Source organism: Ensifer sp. Root142 (assembly GCF_001426785.1).
Classification (GTDB): Bacteria; Pseudomonadota; Alphaproteobacteria; order Rhizobiales; family Rhizobiaceae; genus Ensifer; species Ensifer canadensis.
This window is the reverse complement of record NZ_LMFK01000015.1, coordinates 83,516-98,676: the sequence shown is the minus strand read 5'-3', so window position 1 is coordinate 98,676 and position 15,161 is coordinate 83,516. Positions and strand designations below refer to the sequence as shown.

Sequence of the window (15,161 nt, the reverse complement as noted above, 5' to 3'; positions counted from 1 at the left end):
TTCTCCGCTGGGGGAAACGCCAAACTTTTCAGATAAATAAGCCGGCCGCGATAGATTGGTGTTGACAATACACAACAGTCTTTGGCAAATGTCATCGCCGGCCTCATCAGGTCGGCCGTCGCGGCATCCGAACTCGAAAGAGGTCCGGGTGCGCGCTCACGGAGCGTGCCTAGGAGCACGCTGGGAGCCGTGATTGCGCTTGCCTGCGAACGACAATGACGGAGGGCGCGCTTTGGAATTTCGGGTTGATCGCCAGTTGGCATTTTTGGCCGTCGTCAACGTTGCTGTGCTGGTAGCGGGCGGCGTGTTGGTCGGTGCCAGTTTCCTCGACATCTACAACCTGCAATCCATGGCGGGCCAAGTGCCCGAACTCGGCCTTCTTGCGCTCGGCGTGATGCTGGCGATGATCTCGGGCAATGGCGGCATCGATCTGTCGGGCATCGCCCTTGCCAACCTTTCGGGTGTCATCGCTTATCTCGTGCTGCGCGACACGGTTTCGCCCGATGACGCGCCGCTGCTGTTCAGCTGGAGCTTTGCCGGCATAGCACTGCTCGTCGGCCTAGTTGGCGGAATGCTGAATGGGTTTCTGATTTCGAGCGCCGGCTTGACGCCGATCATCGCGACGCTTGGCACGCAGCTGTTCTTTACCGGCCTTGCGATCGCTTTCACCAACGGTTCGGCGCTGGGCCTCGGCTTCATCGAGCCGCTCGACGCCTTCGGTAACACACCGGTTCTGGGTGTGCCGCTGTGCTTTGCGCTCTTCTTACTGATTGCTCTCATCCTCGGCGGCGTGCTGCGCTACAGCCCGTTCGGCCTCAGGCTCCTGCTGCTCGGCAACAATGCCAAGGCCGCGCGCTATGCCGGCATTGCGGAAAAGCGCATCCTGTTTTTGACCTATACCGCCTGCGGCGTGCTTGCGTCGGTCGCCGGCATCGTGATCGCCGCGCGCACATCGAGCGTGAAGTGGGACTACGGCAATTCCTACGTGCTGATCGCCATTCTCATCGCCGTCATGGCGGGCGTTCGCCCTGAGGGCGGCTATGGCCGGGTGATCTGTGTCGTCCTGTCGGCGACGTCGCTGCAGATCCTGTCGAGCCTGTTCAACTTCATTGACATTTCCAACTTCTTCCGCGACCTCGCCTGGGGCGTGCTTCTGCTCGTCTTTCTCGCGACATCCGGCTTCGACGCCAAGGCCTGGTTCAAGGCATTGCGCGGCTGATCCAAGTTCCAGGGCCGGCGAGATGCCTTCGCACGCCGGTCGATCTGTCAAAATTCGAAGGTTCTTTGTGAGGAATGCATGCTTGCCATTCGTAAATTCGCTGCCTGCGCCGTCGCGCTTGGAGCAATGACTGCAACCACGGCCGCCATTGCCGAGGAAAACCCCAGCATCGTCACGGTGGTGAAGGTCACGGGCGAAAACTGGTTTACTCGCATGAACGAAGGCGTCGATGCCTATGGCAAGGAAAATCCCGGCGTATCCACCAGCCAGGTCGGACCGGGCAAGGCCGACGCAGCCCAGCAGGGCCGGCTGATCGAAGACCTGGTTGCCAAGAAGGTCGCCGCAATCGCCGTCGTGCCGATGGATGCTTCCGCCCTTGAAGGCGTGTTGAAGCGCGCCGCCCAGCGCGGCATCAAGGTCATCACCCATGAAGCCGATAATATGAAGAACACGCTCGTCGACATCGAAGCCTTCGACAACAAGGTCTTTGGCGCGCGCTTCAACGAGAAGATCGCCGAATGCATGGGCAAGTCCGGCAAGTGGACCTCCTTCGTCGGCTCGCTCGGCAGCCTGACCCATGTGCAGTGGGCCGATGGCGGTTCGGAAAACGCCCAGAAATACCCCGAGATGGAACTGGTCTCCGAGAAGAACGAATCCTTCAACGATGCCAACCGCGCCTATGAAAAGGCGCGCGAAATCCTGCGCAAGTACCCCGACATCAAGGGCTTCCAGGGCGGTTCGGCCATCGACGTCATCGGCATCGGCCGTGCCGTCGAGGAAGCCGGCCTGCAGGACAAGACCTGCGTATTCGGCATCGGCCTGCCCAAGGACACCGGCTCCTACCTCGAATCGGGCGCTGTCGACGGCATCAGCTTCTGGGATCCGAAGGATGCCGGCTACGTCATGAACAAGGTCGCCGACATGGTGCTGAAGGACGAGGAACTGAAGGACGGCATGGACCTCGGCGTTGCCGGCTACGAAAAGGTCACCGTCAAGAAGGGTGCCGGCGACGGCGTGATCGTGGTCGGCCAGGCATGGGTCGACGTCGACAAGTCAAACTACGCCAAGTACCCGTTCTGATTGGGTCGAGATGATGGCGATGCCGGGCCCGACAATGGGCCCGGCGTTGCGCGTCGAGTGCCGCTACAGCGTCGCGCGTCGAATGTGATGCGCCAGAGACACTGTAACGCTTTAGACCTGCTGCAATCGTCTCCTGGATCTATGGCGATCCAAGGAAACGTGCAGCAGGCCCGTTCTTTTTGGTCAGGACAGTGCCATGCAGCTCAAGCACGAAGCCGGCGCGCCGCATCCCGGCGGCGAAACCTCGAAAGCCGCAATTCCCTATCTGGAAATTCGCGATGTCCAGAAACGCTTCGGCGGCGTTCGCGCGCTGAAGGGGGTCAGCTTTTCGATCGAGCCCGGACAGATCTACCATCTCATGGGCGAGAATGGCTGCGGCAAGAGTACGCTCATCAAGATCATTTCCGGCGCGCAGCCGGCCGATGCCGGCGAACTGCTGATCGATGGCAAGCCCGTGGGCCATCTCACACCGGTTGCCGCGCTCGCGGCCGGGATCGAGACCGTCTATCAGGACTTTTCTCTGCTGCCCAACCTGTCCGTCGCCGAAAATGTCGGCCTGACGCAGCAACTGGTCGCAGCCTCCGGCAAGCTTGCCCAGCGGCTTGATCTCGGACGAATGCGCCAGACGGCGGAACGGGCGCTCGCGGCCGTGAACCTGCCGACGACCCGCGCCTTTCTTTCGACCCGCACGGACGAGCTGCCGATGGCCACGCGTCAGCTCATTGCCATTGCGCGCGCCATTGCTTCCGATGCGCGCCTCGTCATCATGGACGAGCCGACGACGGCACTGACGAAGCACGAAGTCGATAATCTCATCTGCATAGTCAACCGACTGCGCGCCAAGGGCGTCGCAGTGCTGTTCGTCACCCACAAGCTCGACGAGTGCAAGTCGATCGGCGGGCGCGCCGTCATCATGCGCGACGGCCAGAAGGTCGCCGAATGCGACATCGCCGATCACACCAAGGCCGAACTCGGCTTCTGGATGACGGGCAAGGTGCTGGACGAGGCGCGCTATCGTTCGGCGCCGAAGTTCGGCGAGGATCTGCTTGTCGTCGACGCGCTGTCGCTGAAGGATACCTTCGCCAATGTTTCCTTCTCCATGCGCCGCGGCGAGATCGTCGGTATCACCGGGCTTCTGGATTCCGGCCGCAACGAGCTGGCCCGGGCGATTGCCGGCGTCGCTCCAGCCGATACCGGACGCATCCGCCTCAATGGAAAGGATGTGACGCCCCGCAAGCCCGCCGACGCCATTGATGCCGGCATCGGCTACGTCCCCGAGGATCGCCTTTCGGAAGGTCTCTTTCTCGAGAAGCCGATCGAAGAGAACATTGTCGTGCCGGTGCTCGATCGCCTGCGCGGCGCCTTCGGCATCCTGGACGGCCGCCGCAGCCGCGCGCTGGCGAAGCGCTCGGTCGAAGACCTGCAGGTGGTCACGCCGGATGTCGCCAACCCGGTGCAGTCGCTGTCGGGCGGCAACCAGCAGCGCGTGCTTATCGGCCGCTGGCTGACCATCAATCCGAAGCTTCTGGTCCTGCACGGGCCGACCGTCGGCGTCGATGTCGGATCCAAGGACACGATCTACCGGATCATCCAGCGTCTCGCGGACGAAGGCATGGGCGTCATCATCATCAGCGACGACCTGCTCGAACTTCTGCAGAACTGCGACCGGATCATGGTGATGCGCAAAGGCGAAGTGGTGGAAACCTTTCAGGCCGAGGCGCTGGAGGAAGAGGCGCTTTACCGCGCCCTTGTAGAAGAGACGACCGTGAGGACCCCGCAATGACCGATACGACATTCAATGGGGCCACCCCAGCTGGCAACGACAAGGTTTCGCTTGGCTCCGCCTGGCGCTGGCTGCTGCGTCATCCGCCGGTCGTGACCTTTGCGCTGATCGTGCTCGTCTGCCTGGTGGTCGGCTCGATCAATACGGACTTCTGGCAGGTGTCGAACCTGTTCGACATCCTGCGCGCTTCCGTCGTGCGCGGGCTGTTCGCGCTCGGGGTCCTGGTGGTGCTGGCGTCCGGCGGCATCGACGTTTCCTTCACCGCCATTGCCGCCTTCGTCATGTATACGGTGACGATGCTGGTCACGAACCTGCTGCCGGGGTTGCCGATGCCGGTGATTTTGCTGGTCGCTGCCGCCGGCGGCGCCTGCTTCGGAGCGCTCAACGGCGTGCTCGTCCACGCGCTGCGCGCGCCGTCGCTGATTGTGACGATCGGAACGCAATACGTCATTCGCAGCTTCCTGCTGACCTTTGTCGGCACTGCCCTGTTCATGAACATTCCGGGCTCGATGGAGGCGTTCGGCAAACTCGCGCTTTTCACCCATCAAAGCGCCAACGGCTCCATCTCGGTGCTGCCGGCCTTCGTGCTTGTGCTCGCTGTTGCGGCCGCGGTGACCTGGTGGATCCTAGAGCGTACTTTGATGGGCCGGGCGGTTTATGCGGTCGGCGGCAATCCCGGCATCGCCGAACGCCTCGGCTTCAATCTGCGCACCGTGCATATCTTCGTCTTTGCCTATGCGGGCCTGCTGGCCGGTATTGCCGGGATCATGCATGTGGCGAGCAACCGGCTTGCCAATCCGTTCGACCTTGCCGGAACCGAGCTTGAGATCATCGCCGCGGTCGTTCTCGGCGGTGCGCGCATCACCGGCGGTTCGGGTAGCGTGATCGGCACGTTGCTCGGCGTGGTGCTGATCACGCTTGTCAGCAACGTCCTCATTCTCGTCGGCATTCCGAGCACGTGGCAGCTCGCCATTATCGGCGTCTTCATCGTTCTTGCCGGCACCGTCTTCTCGCTTCGTGCAAAAGACTAACGGGCTTCGGCCGTCGTCCAGCGGGTCAAGGACTGCTATCCGCGGTCACCAATTCAGTAGGGAAGGTTGAGTGCATGGCGCACGACGTATCTGTAATCGGACTTTACATTCTAGATATTCTCGGCCGACCGGTGGACCGGATCCCGTCCGGCGGCAACGTCGAATTCATCGACGAGATCCGCTTGACCGTTGCGGGCACTGCCGGCGGTACGGTCGTCGACCTTGCCAAACTCGGGCTGAACTGCCTCGCGGTCGGTGCGGTCGGTGACGATGAGAAGGCGGACTTCGTGCTCGCCACGCTCGACCGCTTCGGTGTCGACCGGTCGGAGATGCAGCGCATTGCCGGCGTGCCGACATCCGCGAGCATTCTCAACATCCGCCGCAATGGCGAACGGCCAGCTTTGCACGTACGCGGCGCCTCCGGACATTTCGAGATCCCCGCGGATGCGCGCGAGCGGGTGCTGGCGCCGCCGATCGTCCATCTCGGCGGCACTGGGCTGCTCGATCGCCTCGACGGCGAACCCAGCCGCGTTTTGCTCGAGGAAGCCAAGCGCTTCGGCAGGACCACGACCTTCGACCTCCTGGGCGCGAACGACAACACGCTGTCGCTGATCCGGCCGCTTTTCCCCTTTATCGACTATTTCATGCCTTCAGTGGAGGAGGCGATGCTGATTTCCGGCCAGAAGACCGCCGAGGATGCCGGCCGTTTCTTTGCCGATCTCGGCGTCAAGCACTGCATCTTTACGCTCGGCGGCGACGGCGTCTGCTTCCTCGATGCCGACGGTAAGAGCCTGCGCCTCCCGGCATTCGAGATCGACGTGGTTGACACCACCGGCTGCGGCGACGCCTTCAATGCCGGCTTCATTGCCGGGCTTCATCATCGCATGGAGACGGAAACCGCCTTGAAGTTCGCCCAGGCATCCGCCGCGCTCGTGGCGACGGGTCTCGGCTCTGACGCCGGGATCACCTCTTTCGAGGCGACCTGGGACTTCATGAACAATGCCCGCGTGAAGGCCAACTGACGCCAGTCGTGGCTGCTGCCCGATCCTGTATCGGGCAGCAGGACGGCTATTGCAGCAGCATCTCTGCCGTCGCGATGTCAGTGACAAGATGGGTTGCGTAGCCGCCCTTCAACGTCGCCCTGATGGCCGTCAGCTTGCTGGCGCCCCCGGCAACGCACAGGCGCCGCGGCACCTGGCTTAACTCGTTGAGTTCGATGCCGACCATGCGGTTGTCGAGATCACCGCGCACCGGCCGGCCTTCCGCGTCGATGAAGCGGCAGATCAGCACCCCGACCGCTCCTCCGGCCTGGTAGGCGTCGATGTCTTCCTGCCCGGTGATATTGGCCGAGCGGATCAGCGTCTCGGGGCCGATGTCGCCGACACCGAAGAGGATGATGTTGGAGGAATGAATGAGCTCGAACTGCTTGACCAGCACCTGTTCGGCCAGAAGCGCCTGCTTCAAGGCGGGTGTCGACAGCAGGGCCGGCGCAAGCAGGTTGATGCAGCGGGCGTGGATGCGGCGCGACATCAAGGATGTGCAGAATTCAGGCGCGAAATCCGGATTGGCGATCGAGCTTCCGGAGACCTGCACCACCGTCAATCCCTCTACCGGCTCGGGAAGCGAGATGCTGTCGGCCACGGCCAGCACCGTCCGGCCCCAGGCGACGCCGATCGTGTCGCCTGGCTGAACCATATCGGCAAGCAGGCGAGCACCGGCCTCGCCAAGCCGTTGCACCAGGTCGCTGTTGTCGAGGGCGGGAATGACCAGCGCACCCTCCAGGCTGAACTTGTCCTTCAGACGCCGTGCGATACCAGTCCGGGAGCCGACTTCCGTGTTCAGGCGAATGTTGACCAGGCCACGCTCGCGCGCTTCCTGCAGGTAGTTGACGATCGTTGCCCTGGATACACCGAGCATCTTGGCGATTTCGCTCTGGGTGAGCTGGTCGACATAATAGAGCCAGGCAGCCCAGACGACGCCGTCGTCGAACTCCGCAGGCAAGACTATGCCTTCGCCGACTGCCCGGTTTCCCCGCGCCGTATCCATCATCGTCTGCTCCCCTGGATTGTCATGGCTTCTCCTGAAGCGGAAAAAGTGTCCGCCGTCAAACAAATTTGCCATGCGTGTTGACACATGACACAGCATGGTGGCAATTGTCTCGACGAAGGTTTTGGGAGACGCCGAGATGGAATGCTCGACTATAGGCGCGTGCCAGTGGGTTGGAAACGAACCAATCGGCAAAGCGCGGCTTGGTGTCTTTCCCGCCCCCACAAATCGGCTGCAGCTCGCTCTCGACGTCGACCGCAATCCCGAGGCCATGCAGCCTTGGCGTGATGGCGCAGACGCAGGTTGCCGCCTGCAGCCAACCGACGGATAGCGTCGCCGTTTTGTCCTCACGGCGTGCGGGGAACGGTCGTCCGTTCGGCGCGCAGGCCGAGCAAGGGCTGCTGACGACAGGACTTGATTTTCAAACCCCATGGAAAACGCTGCCAAGCGCGGGAAGACAGGAGCCTTTTATGAAATCCAGATGGTCAGAAACCGAATTCGCCCGTGTCGTCGACACCTACGTCAACGCCGGCGTCAACCGGGACCTAGCGATCCGCACCTACACGACACGGCTTCTGGGTTCGGATTCCGAACTAGTACTGCATGGCGGCGGCAACACCTCCGTCAAGACCACGTTTACCGAGATGGACGGTTCCGAGGTTGCCGTTCTGTGCGTGAAAGGCAGCGGCTGGGACATGGGCACGATCGAACCGGCGGGCCTGCCTGCCGTCAGGCTGGAGCCGCTTCAGGCCATGGTCAAATTCCCGACGCTCAGCGACGACGACATGGTGATGCTGCAGCGCCGGCTGCTGCTTGATCCTGCAGCGCCGAACCCTTCGGTGGAAGCGATCCTGCACGCCAACCTGCCGTTTCGGCATATCGACCACACCCATGCCAATGCGATCGTGTCGCTGACCAATCAGCCGCATGGCGAGGATCTGGTGCGCGAACTGTTCCCCGATTCCATCATCGTTCCCTACGTGATGCCGGGCTTCGATCTCGCCAAGGCCTGCGACGAGGCGTTCCGCGCCAATCCGGGCGCCGACGGCATGATCCTGCTGAAGCATGGCATTTTCACCTGGTCGGAAGATCCGCGTGAATCCTATGAGAAGATGATCGCCACCATCGACAAGGCCGAGCGCCGCATCGCACGCGGCAACCCGCGTCCGTTCATGGTCGTCCAGCCGGCGGCCCCGCTTGCCACGGCAGCTCAGATCGCCCCGGTTCTGCGCGGCGCCATCGCGATAGACAGCGGCATCGAGGGCTGCCCGCGCCGCTTCGTGCTGGAACATCGCTCCGGCCCTGATGTCCTCGATTTCTGCAATGCCGAGAATGTTGCCGATCTGGTTCACCGCGGCAATGCGACCCCTGAGCACGTCATCCACATCAAGCGCTTTGGCGTGGCGCTGCCCGCCCCCGTTGCCGGCGACATGGCCGGCTGGGCCGACAAGGTGCGCGCAGCCGTCGCCACCTACAAGGACGAGTATCGCGCCTATTTCGAGCGCAACAATGCGCGCGTCGGTGGGATCAAGCGCATGCTCGATCCGATGCCGCGTGTCTTCTATGTTGCCGGTGTCGGCCTGTTTGCCGCCGGCCCGACAAAGAAGGCCGCCCGTGTCGGCGCCGACGTTGCCGAGGCGACGATTGCCGTGATCCGCAATGCCGAAGGCATCGAGAGCTTCGAGGCATTGTCGGAAGAGGACCTATTCGACATCGAGTACTGGTCGCTCGAGCAGGTTAAGCTGACGAAGCAGGCGGAGAAGCCGCTGAGCCGGCAGGTCGCGGTGATCACCGGTGGTGCGGGTGGCCTCGGGCTGGCGATTGCCGAGGCTCTGCACGCCGAAGGCGCCGAGATCGCGCTCTTGGACCTTGCCGAGGATGCCTTGCAGAAGGAAGCGGCAAGGCTTGGTGGTGTCGGCCTCGTCTGCGATGTGACGAAGCCCGAGGCGGTCGACGCGGCGCTCGCCGATGTGGCCCGGCATTTCGGTGGCATCGATATCGTCATCTCGAACGCCGGTGCGGCCTTCCAGGGCGCCCTGCTCGATGTTTCGGAGGAGGTCTTCCAGAAGGCTTTCGCGCTGAACTTCTGGGGGCACCACTATATTGCCCGCAGCGCGGTCCGGATCATGAAAGCCCAGAGAACTGGCGGTGCACTGGTCTTCAATGTCTCGAAGCAGGCGGTCAATCCCGGCCCCGACTTCGGCCCTTACGGAACGTCGAAGGCGGCGCTGATGGCATTGATGCGCCAATATGCCGTCGAACATGGCGCCGACGGCATTACCTCGAACGCGGTCAACGCCGACCGCATTCGCACCGGCCTGATGACCGACCAAATGATCGAGGAGCGCAGCCAGGCGCGGAGTATTTCGCCGGAAAGCTACATGCGCGGCAACCTGGTTCGACGTGAGGTAACGGCACGGGACGTCGCGGCCGCCTTCGTCCACCTCGCCAAGGCGCGCACCAGCACAGGCGCGGTGCTCACGGTCGACGGCGGCAATGTCGGGGCGATGATGCGCTGAGTTTAAAGCGTCCGTTATTCCGCCAAGTCCGAAGTAGCTCGGCCCCGGTCAGTCCAACTTGACCGGGGTTGGGCATATCCGTCCTTCAGGGCAGTCGCTCCCATTGGCTGTTCCCGCCGATCCATCTGCCGGCCGCCGCAGTTCCCTGGGGCACAACGATCCATGCGCGGCTTGCAGGGGTGGAGTGAAGTCTTAGCGCTGCTATCTGCGGGGGTGATCGACTATATATCCCTCATNAAAGGGGATCATCATGAACGTAGCACGCTCTTTCAACAACTGGCTCAAGTACCGGCAGACGGTCTCCGAACTGGGCCGCATGTCCACGCGCGAACTGCGCGACCTCGGCATCGACCGCGCCGACATCCCGAGCATTGCCCGCAATGCCTTCGGCCGCTAACCGCGCCTGAGACCATCAAAGATTTCATGAAGCGCCCGCTCGGAAACGAGCGGGCGCTTTCTATTTCTGACGCTGCTCGTTCGGTCCGGACACTGTCGCTGAGCGCCGCGCTTCGAGCCCCGGAGCCATTCGGCAGGTCGGCGCTTGCGTCCCATATTTTCCTCGGACTGGATGCGTTGAGGGCCTGCGACGCTTGGCGCGTCGACGCGGCAATTTCGATCGGCTAGATCAATGCCGCATGCGCGGAGGCATGGTGGCTCGGCCGCCGCAGAAAACCGTGCCCGCTTCCAACTCGACCAAGCCTTAGATTGAGGCATGCCCGAGCCCGACAGCTCGCGCCGTTGACTCGAGGCGACCCAAGCCCGTCGCACCGGCAAAGGATCTTCATGACCGCGCTCATACAACACGGTTCTGCTCTGTTTCGTGACTATTCACTGGAGATTACCGGCAAGGATATCTGGCAAATCGAAGCTGCGAAATCCGAGATTCCTGCCGGCACGCCAATCAATATCGCCTACCTCGGCAACGAGAGCCACGCGCAACGCATCGAGGCGGCCGCGCGTATCCGGCAATGGGGCTTCGAGCCTGTCCCCATCATTTCGTCCCGGCGGCTGAGATCGGTGCAGGATCGGGACGAATTGCTCACGGGCCTGATCAGCGCAGCGCGTCCTGCCCGGTTCATGTTCGTGGGTGGCGATCCGTCGTCGCCAACCGGTCCCTATAAGGACTCGCTCGATCTAATTGCCGGCGGCATCGTCGCGGACCATGGCATCGTCAACGTCGGGATCGCCGGCTACCCGGAAGGCCATCCGAAGATTGACCAGGCGCGCCTGTGGGAGGCCCTTGGCCAGAAGACCGAGCTTCTGAAGGCCCGCGGCTGCAGCGTCGAGATCACCACCCAATTCGGCTTCGATGCGGATGCGGTCGTCGACTGGATCGCGCAGGTCAGGGCGCGTGGCATCGATGCGCCGATCCGCATCGGCGTGCCTGGACCTGCGGATGTGAAGCGATTGCTGCGGTTTGCGGCGCAATTCGGTGTGGCTTCGTCCGCGGCGATCGTCGGGAAATACGGGTTCTCGCTGGCCAACCTCGTCAACAAGGTGGGGCCGGATCGTTTCATGAGCCGGCTTGCAGGCGGCATGGCGGGCCGCGATCTCGGCACGGTCATGCTGCATCTCTACCCCTTCGGCGGCATTGCCGACACGGTCGCCTGGGCTGCGCGCGCCGCTGGCCGGCAAACGAATGAAAGCGTCGGTGCGCTCGACAGGCCCCGATATTATTGATCGGGCGGAAAACACGTCAACCAAGCGGTGCGAATGCCGTCGCCTTGATCTCGACCAGCCCACCGTCCGGATTGAGGTCGGCCACGGCAAGCTCGACCGCGGCGGGGTAGGGGATAGCAAAGAACTCGTCCCGCACCGCGGCGATCGCGGCCAGTTGCCCCGCCGTGTCCAATGCCAGGCGGTCACTTCCGAACACATGAAACATCTGGAGTTCGACGACGTCATCGAGGTGCGCCTCGCACGCAGCCAGCAATTGCTCGATCAACGTGAAGACACGGCGCAGTTCGCGACGAAATCCTTCGGCGTCCATCGGTTCGGTGTGCCGTTTGCGGCAACAATGCCGGACAGGTAGACGAAATCACCGGCACGGCGCGCGGGCGCGTAATGAAACTGATCCACATCCGACTGGAGTTCGGCCGGTATCACGACCTTTCCGGTCCGGGTGGGCACAGCGTTGACGGTCGTTCCGATGGGCTGCATCATATTCTTTCTCAAGGTGTTGAGACTTCTTGATCGGCAGCCGGTATTCCCTGCAGTGCGGCGAGGGATGGACCGACGAGGGCTTCGAGCTCCTGTCGGGTCGCGCCATCGCGGGCCTGCATGGAAATGGCTTGCATCATGGCACCGTAATAGGTCGCCAGTGTCGGTATGTCGGTGGTTTGCGGGAGGTCGCCGTCGGCCACGCCGCGCTCCAGCCTTGCGTGTACGCGCTCCACCGTTTCTTTCCTTATGCCTTTGAGCAGGTCGTAGAGTGGCCCGGTTTCTGGCTGGCAATTCATCACGCCGAGAATCAACAGGCAGCCGTTCGATTGCGGTGCCCTAAGCGCGACCTCGATACTGGCGAGAAGCATCGCGCGTATCGCCTGTCGCGCCGTTTCACCCTCATCGAGTGCGCGCATCGGGCCCGATCCTGCTGTCGCGGCATAGAGGCTGACCGCCTCGCGAAACGCGGCTTCCTTCGACCCGAACGCGGGGTAGAAGCTCGGCGGCGTGATGCCGATTGCCGCCGTCAGGTCGTTGAGCTGGGCGGCCTCGTAACCCTTCGCCCAAAACACCTCCGTGATTTTTTGAAGCGCAAGATCGCGGTCGAAACCACGTGGCCGTCCCCTGGTCGCCATGAGCACTCCTTTCTGTAGTGAAGTTTATATAAATAGCAAAAATATCTCCCGCAACCCTGACCGCAGAAATATGTAGTGATAATTATAGAAAGCATTCGCCGGTAGCGAACACCGCTGATCGCCAACCAATTGCTTCTCCGATGCAGACGGATGCCGGGCGGCACTAGAAATGGATTCCACTCAGCCTTACGCGCAAGGAACAGCGCCTCCATATTTGTTCAGCTATGGACAATATCCGGGGCTTGATTACAGTCCCTCGAATAAACGGTTGCGGATCGGCGATGCCGGTCGTTGTTGGGCAATAAGGGCGAGCCAGTCTCGCTGATAACGAGGGACGGGCATGAGGCAGAGCAGTACTTTGAGCGCGCGAAACAACGCATCGATCTATGCGCTGTTTGCCGTTTGCGCGGTTCTCGCCATCATCGGCAGTCTCTTGGCCGGCGGCGATCAATCCGGCTGGCGGTGGTTGCATTACGTCACCAAGCCGACGGCAACGATACTTTTGCTCATTGCTGTTCTACGCAACATCGGCCCGCCATCGCGGGCCTATGGGCTGGCGATTGTCGCCGGGCTCGCCTTTGCGGCGGCAGGCGACTTCTTTCTGATGTTGCCGGGCGACTATTTCCTCGCCGGCCTCGTCTGCTTTCTCCTGACCCACTGCGCCTATATCTGGGCGCTGACCCGCGATAGCCGCTTTGCCGCCGACAAGGGGATATTCGCGATCTTCGCAGGGATCGGTTTGATCGTCATTACCGGATTGTGGTCGTCCTTGCCGCCCGGTATGCGCCTTCCCGTTGTCATCTATGCGCTGGCGCTGGCAGCAATGGCCGCACAGGCAATTTCCCGTGATCGACAGCTGGCGGTTGGAGCGCCGCAGAAATCCGCCGCGCGGTCGGCAGCCCTCGGCGGCCTGTTCTTCATGGTCAGCGACACGCTGCTTGCCTATGGGCGGTTCCGCTGGAACATTCCCTATAATGCCGTCTGGGTGCTGGGTACCTACTACACGGCGCAATGGCTGTTCGCGCGCTCGACTAAAGGCAATGCGCATGCAAGATAACCATCCGTTTCAGCTGCAGCCCAGCTTCGAGCGGCTGCGTGCCGCCTGGCTCGAACAGCGTCCGTCCTACGAGCAGCGCCGGGACGATCTGAAGCGTCTGCGCCGTCTTTTCCGCGAGCGCCTGGATGAGATGTCGAAGGCGGTCAGCGCCGATTTCGGCCATCGCTCAGTTCACGAGACGCTGCTCGGCGAAGGCAGCGTGGTTCTTTCGGAGATCGATCACACGCTGGCCAGGCTCAAGGCCTGGATGAAGCCCGAACGCCGGGCGGCCGGATGGAAGCTCTGGCCGGCAAAGGCAGAAATTCGGTTCGTTCCGCTTGGTGTCGTCGGGATCATTTCGCCGTGGAACTACCCGGTCAATCTGGCGCTCGCGCCTCTGGTCGCGGCGATCGGTGCCGGCAATCATGTGCTTCTCAAGCCGTCCGAACATACGCCGCGCACGTCGGAGTTTTTGCGCACGCTCATCGCCGATGTTTTCCCAGACACGCGCGCGACGGTGGTGCTCGGCGGTGCTGATCTCTCGGCGGCCTTTTCCGCCCTGCCGTTCGACCATCTGTTCTTCACCGGCTCCACCGCCGTTGGCCGTAAGGTGATGGCGGCTGCCGCTCAAAATTTGACCCCGGTCACGCTGGAGCTCGGCGGCAAATCACCCGCCATCGTCGGGGAGACGGCGGATTTGCCGCGTGCTGCGAACCGCATCGCCACCGGCAAGTTCTTCAATGCCGGCCAAACCTGCATCGCGCCGGACTATGTCCTTGTTCATGAGAGCAAACGCGATGCTTTCGTCACCCTGCTGAAGCAGCAGATGGGCGAGCGCTACGGTGCCGGCAACGGTTATGAGGACTACACGTCGATCATCAACGAAGCCCAGCATGACCGCCTCGCCACTCTGGTAAACGATGCGCGCGCGCGCGGATACGAACTGGTTTCGCTGCTGGACATGAAACAGATGCCACCGTCGCGGGTGCGAATGCTCGAGCCCACCGTAGTGCTCGATCCGGACCAAGACAGCGCGGTTATGCGCGAGGAGATCTTCGGGCCGATCCTGCCGGTCATCGGCTATCGCACCCCGGCCGAGGCGATCGGCTATGTGCTCGGTCGCGATCGGCCGCTGGCGCTTTATTGCTTCAGCGCAGATGCGGCCGAGATCGAAGCGATCCTCGCCCGCATCGTTGCCGGTGGCGTTTGCGTCAACGATACGCTCTACCAGTTTGCCTGCAACGACATGCCTTTCGGCGGTGTCGGGGCGAGCGGCATGGGCCACTACCACGGCAGGGAAGGCTTCCTGACCTTTTCCAAGTCGATGTCGGTGCTCAGAAAATACGATCCGGCGCCGAGCGATTTGATCTCGCCGCCGTACAAGGGGCTGACGGACAAACTCGTCCGTTTCATCACCTGGATCCCCGGGCGCTGAATGTTTCGGCTGCCCGGGATCACGCCTGGAAAGCGGGCGTGATCGTGCAGTTCGTATTGCAGCCGGTGGTGTATCGTCCTCATATAGGTGATGCCGCCTGTGGCGCCCACGCCGTAGACGCCGCCGGGCGGCCCCGCGCAGAACATCGCAAGGCGAAACTGCAGCCAGTCGGGTTGTTGGGCGAAACCGAGTGAAAGCTGTCAGTCTGTCATCG

14 protein-coding genes are annotated in these 15,161 nt (G+C 62.3%); 10 read left to right on the top strand and 4 right to left on the bottom strand.

What is annotated here, in order from left to right:
- The first annotated feature begins 232 nt into the window (after positions 1-232).
- The 5 genes from ASD52_RS18175 to ASD52_RS18155 all read left to right on the top strand — a co-directional run bounded on the left by ASD52_RS18175 (position 233) and on the right by ASD52_RS18155 (position 6,135).
- Positions 233-1,219 carry an ABC transporter permease gene (locus ASD52_RS18175; RefSeq protein ID WP_057225082.1) on the top strand — a complete coding sequence of 329 codons (987 nt, stop codon included), beginning with the start codon at positions 233-235 and terminating at the stop codon, positions 1,217-1,219.
- A 78-nt stretch (positions 1,220-1,297) separates the two neighbouring features.
- A complete protein-coding gene (locus ASD52_RS18170) occupies positions 1,298-2,299 on the top strand; it encodes a substrate-binding domain-containing protein (RefSeq protein WP_057225080.1) in 1,002 nt (333 codons plus the stop codon).
- Between the two features lie 196 nt (positions 2,300-2,495).
- Positions 2,496-4,082 carry a sugar ABC transporter ATP-binding protein gene (locus ASD52_RS18165; RefSeq protein ID WP_082571838.1) on the top strand — a complete coding sequence of 529 codons (1,587 nt, stop codon included), beginning with the start codon at positions 2,496-2,498 and terminating at the stop codon, positions 4,080-4,082.
- Complete coding sequence (locus ASD52_RS18160) at positions 4,079-5,113, top strand: ABC transporter permease (protein WP_057225078.1); 1,035 nt, start codon at positions 4,079-4,081, stop codon at positions 5,111-5,113. Before ASD52_RS18165 ends, ASD52_RS18160 begins: the two co-directional genes overlap by 4 nt.
- 74 nt (positions 5,114-5,187) lie before the next feature.
- A complete protein-coding gene (locus ASD52_RS18155) occupies positions 5,188-6,135 on the top strand; it encodes a sugar kinase (protein WP_025428246.1) in 948 nt (315 codons plus the stop codon).
- A 46-nt stretch (positions 6,136-6,181) separates the two neighbouring features.
- Here the strand turns inward: ASD52_RS18155 and ASD52_RS18150 are convergent, their stop codons facing one another.
- Positions 6,182-7,162, bottom strand: coding sequence for a sugar-binding transcriptional regulator (locus tag ASD52_RS18150; RefSeq protein WP_225906433.1), 981 nt, complete (start codon positions 7,160-7,162; stop codon positions 6,182-6,184).
- 467 nt (positions 7,163-7,629) lie between these two features.
- On the opposite strand from ASD52_RS18150, the gene ASD52_RS18145 reads away from it, so the two are divergent.
- The 3 genes from ASD52_RS18145 to ASD52_RS18135 all read left to right on the top strand — a co-directional run bounded on the left by ASD52_RS18145 (position 7,630) and on the right by ASD52_RS18135 (position 11,358).
- On the top strand, positions 7,630-9,678 hold the full coding sequence (locus ASD52_RS18145) for a bifunctional aldolase/short-chain dehydrogenase (RefSeq protein WP_057225076.1): 2,049 nt from the start codon (positions 7,630-7,632) through the stop codon (positions 9,676-9,678).
- A gap of 250 nt (positions 9,679-9,928) precedes the next feature.
- The gene (locus tag ASD52_RS37440) at positions 9,929-10,075 is read left to right on the top strand and encodes a DUF1127 domain-containing protein (RefSeq protein ID WP_067698903.1); all 147 of its coding nucleotides are present in this window, start codon (positions 9,929-9,931) and stop codon (positions 10,073-10,075) included.
- A 386-nt stretch (positions 10,076-10,461) separates the two neighbouring features.
- Positions 10,462-11,358, top strand: coding sequence for a methylenetetrahydrofolate reductase (locus ASD52_RS18135; RefSeq protein ID WP_063991850.1), 897 nt, complete (start codon positions 10,462-10,464; stop codon positions 11,356-11,358).
- Between the two features lie 16 nt (positions 11,359-11,374).
- On the opposite strand, the gene ASD52_RS39390 is transcribed toward ASD52_RS18135, so the two are convergent.
- From ASD52_RS39390 to ASD52_RS18120, 3 genes are read right to left on the bottom strand one after another with little or no spacing between them, the layout of a single operon-like run.
- A complete protein-coding gene (locus ASD52_RS39390) occupies positions 11,375-11,668 on the bottom strand; it encodes a Rid family hydrolase (protein ID WP_200954058.1) in 294 nt (97 codons plus the stop codon).
- Positions 11,620-11,841 (bottom strand): hypothetical protein, encoded by a 222-nt coding sequence (locus ASD52_RS39385; RefSeq protein ID WP_057225070.1) that lies wholly within the window; start codon positions 11,839-11,841, stop codon positions 11,620-11,622. The genes ASD52_RS39390 and ASD52_RS39385 overlap by 49 nt, the downstream gene beginning before the upstream one ends.
- Before the next feature lie 8 nt (positions 11,842-11,849).
- On the bottom strand, positions 11,850-12,476 hold the full coding sequence (locus tag ASD52_RS18120; RefSeq protein WP_057225068.1) for a TetR/AcrR family transcriptional regulator: 627 nt from the start codon (positions 12,474-12,476) through the stop codon (positions 11,850-11,852).
- Between the two features lie 340 nt (positions 12,477-12,816).
- On the opposite strand from ASD52_RS18120, the gene ASD52_RS18115 reads away from it, so the two are divergent.
- Together ASD52_RS18115 and ASD52_RS18110 are read left to right on the top strand one after the other, a co-directional pair.
- Positions 12,817-13,533 carry a lysoplasmalogenase gene (locus ASD52_RS18115; RefSeq protein WP_057225067.1) on the top strand — a complete coding sequence of 239 codons (717 nt, stop codon included), beginning with the start codon at positions 12,817-12,819 and terminating at the stop codon, positions 13,531-13,533.
- Entirely contained in the window at positions 13,523-14,947 is a 1,425-nt protein-coding gene (locus ASD52_RS18110; protein WP_057225065.1) for a coniferyl aldehyde dehydrogenase, read from the top strand. The genes ASD52_RS18115 and ASD52_RS18110 overlap by 11 nt, the downstream gene beginning before the upstream one ends.
- Positions 14,948-15,161: the final 214 nt, after the last annotated feature.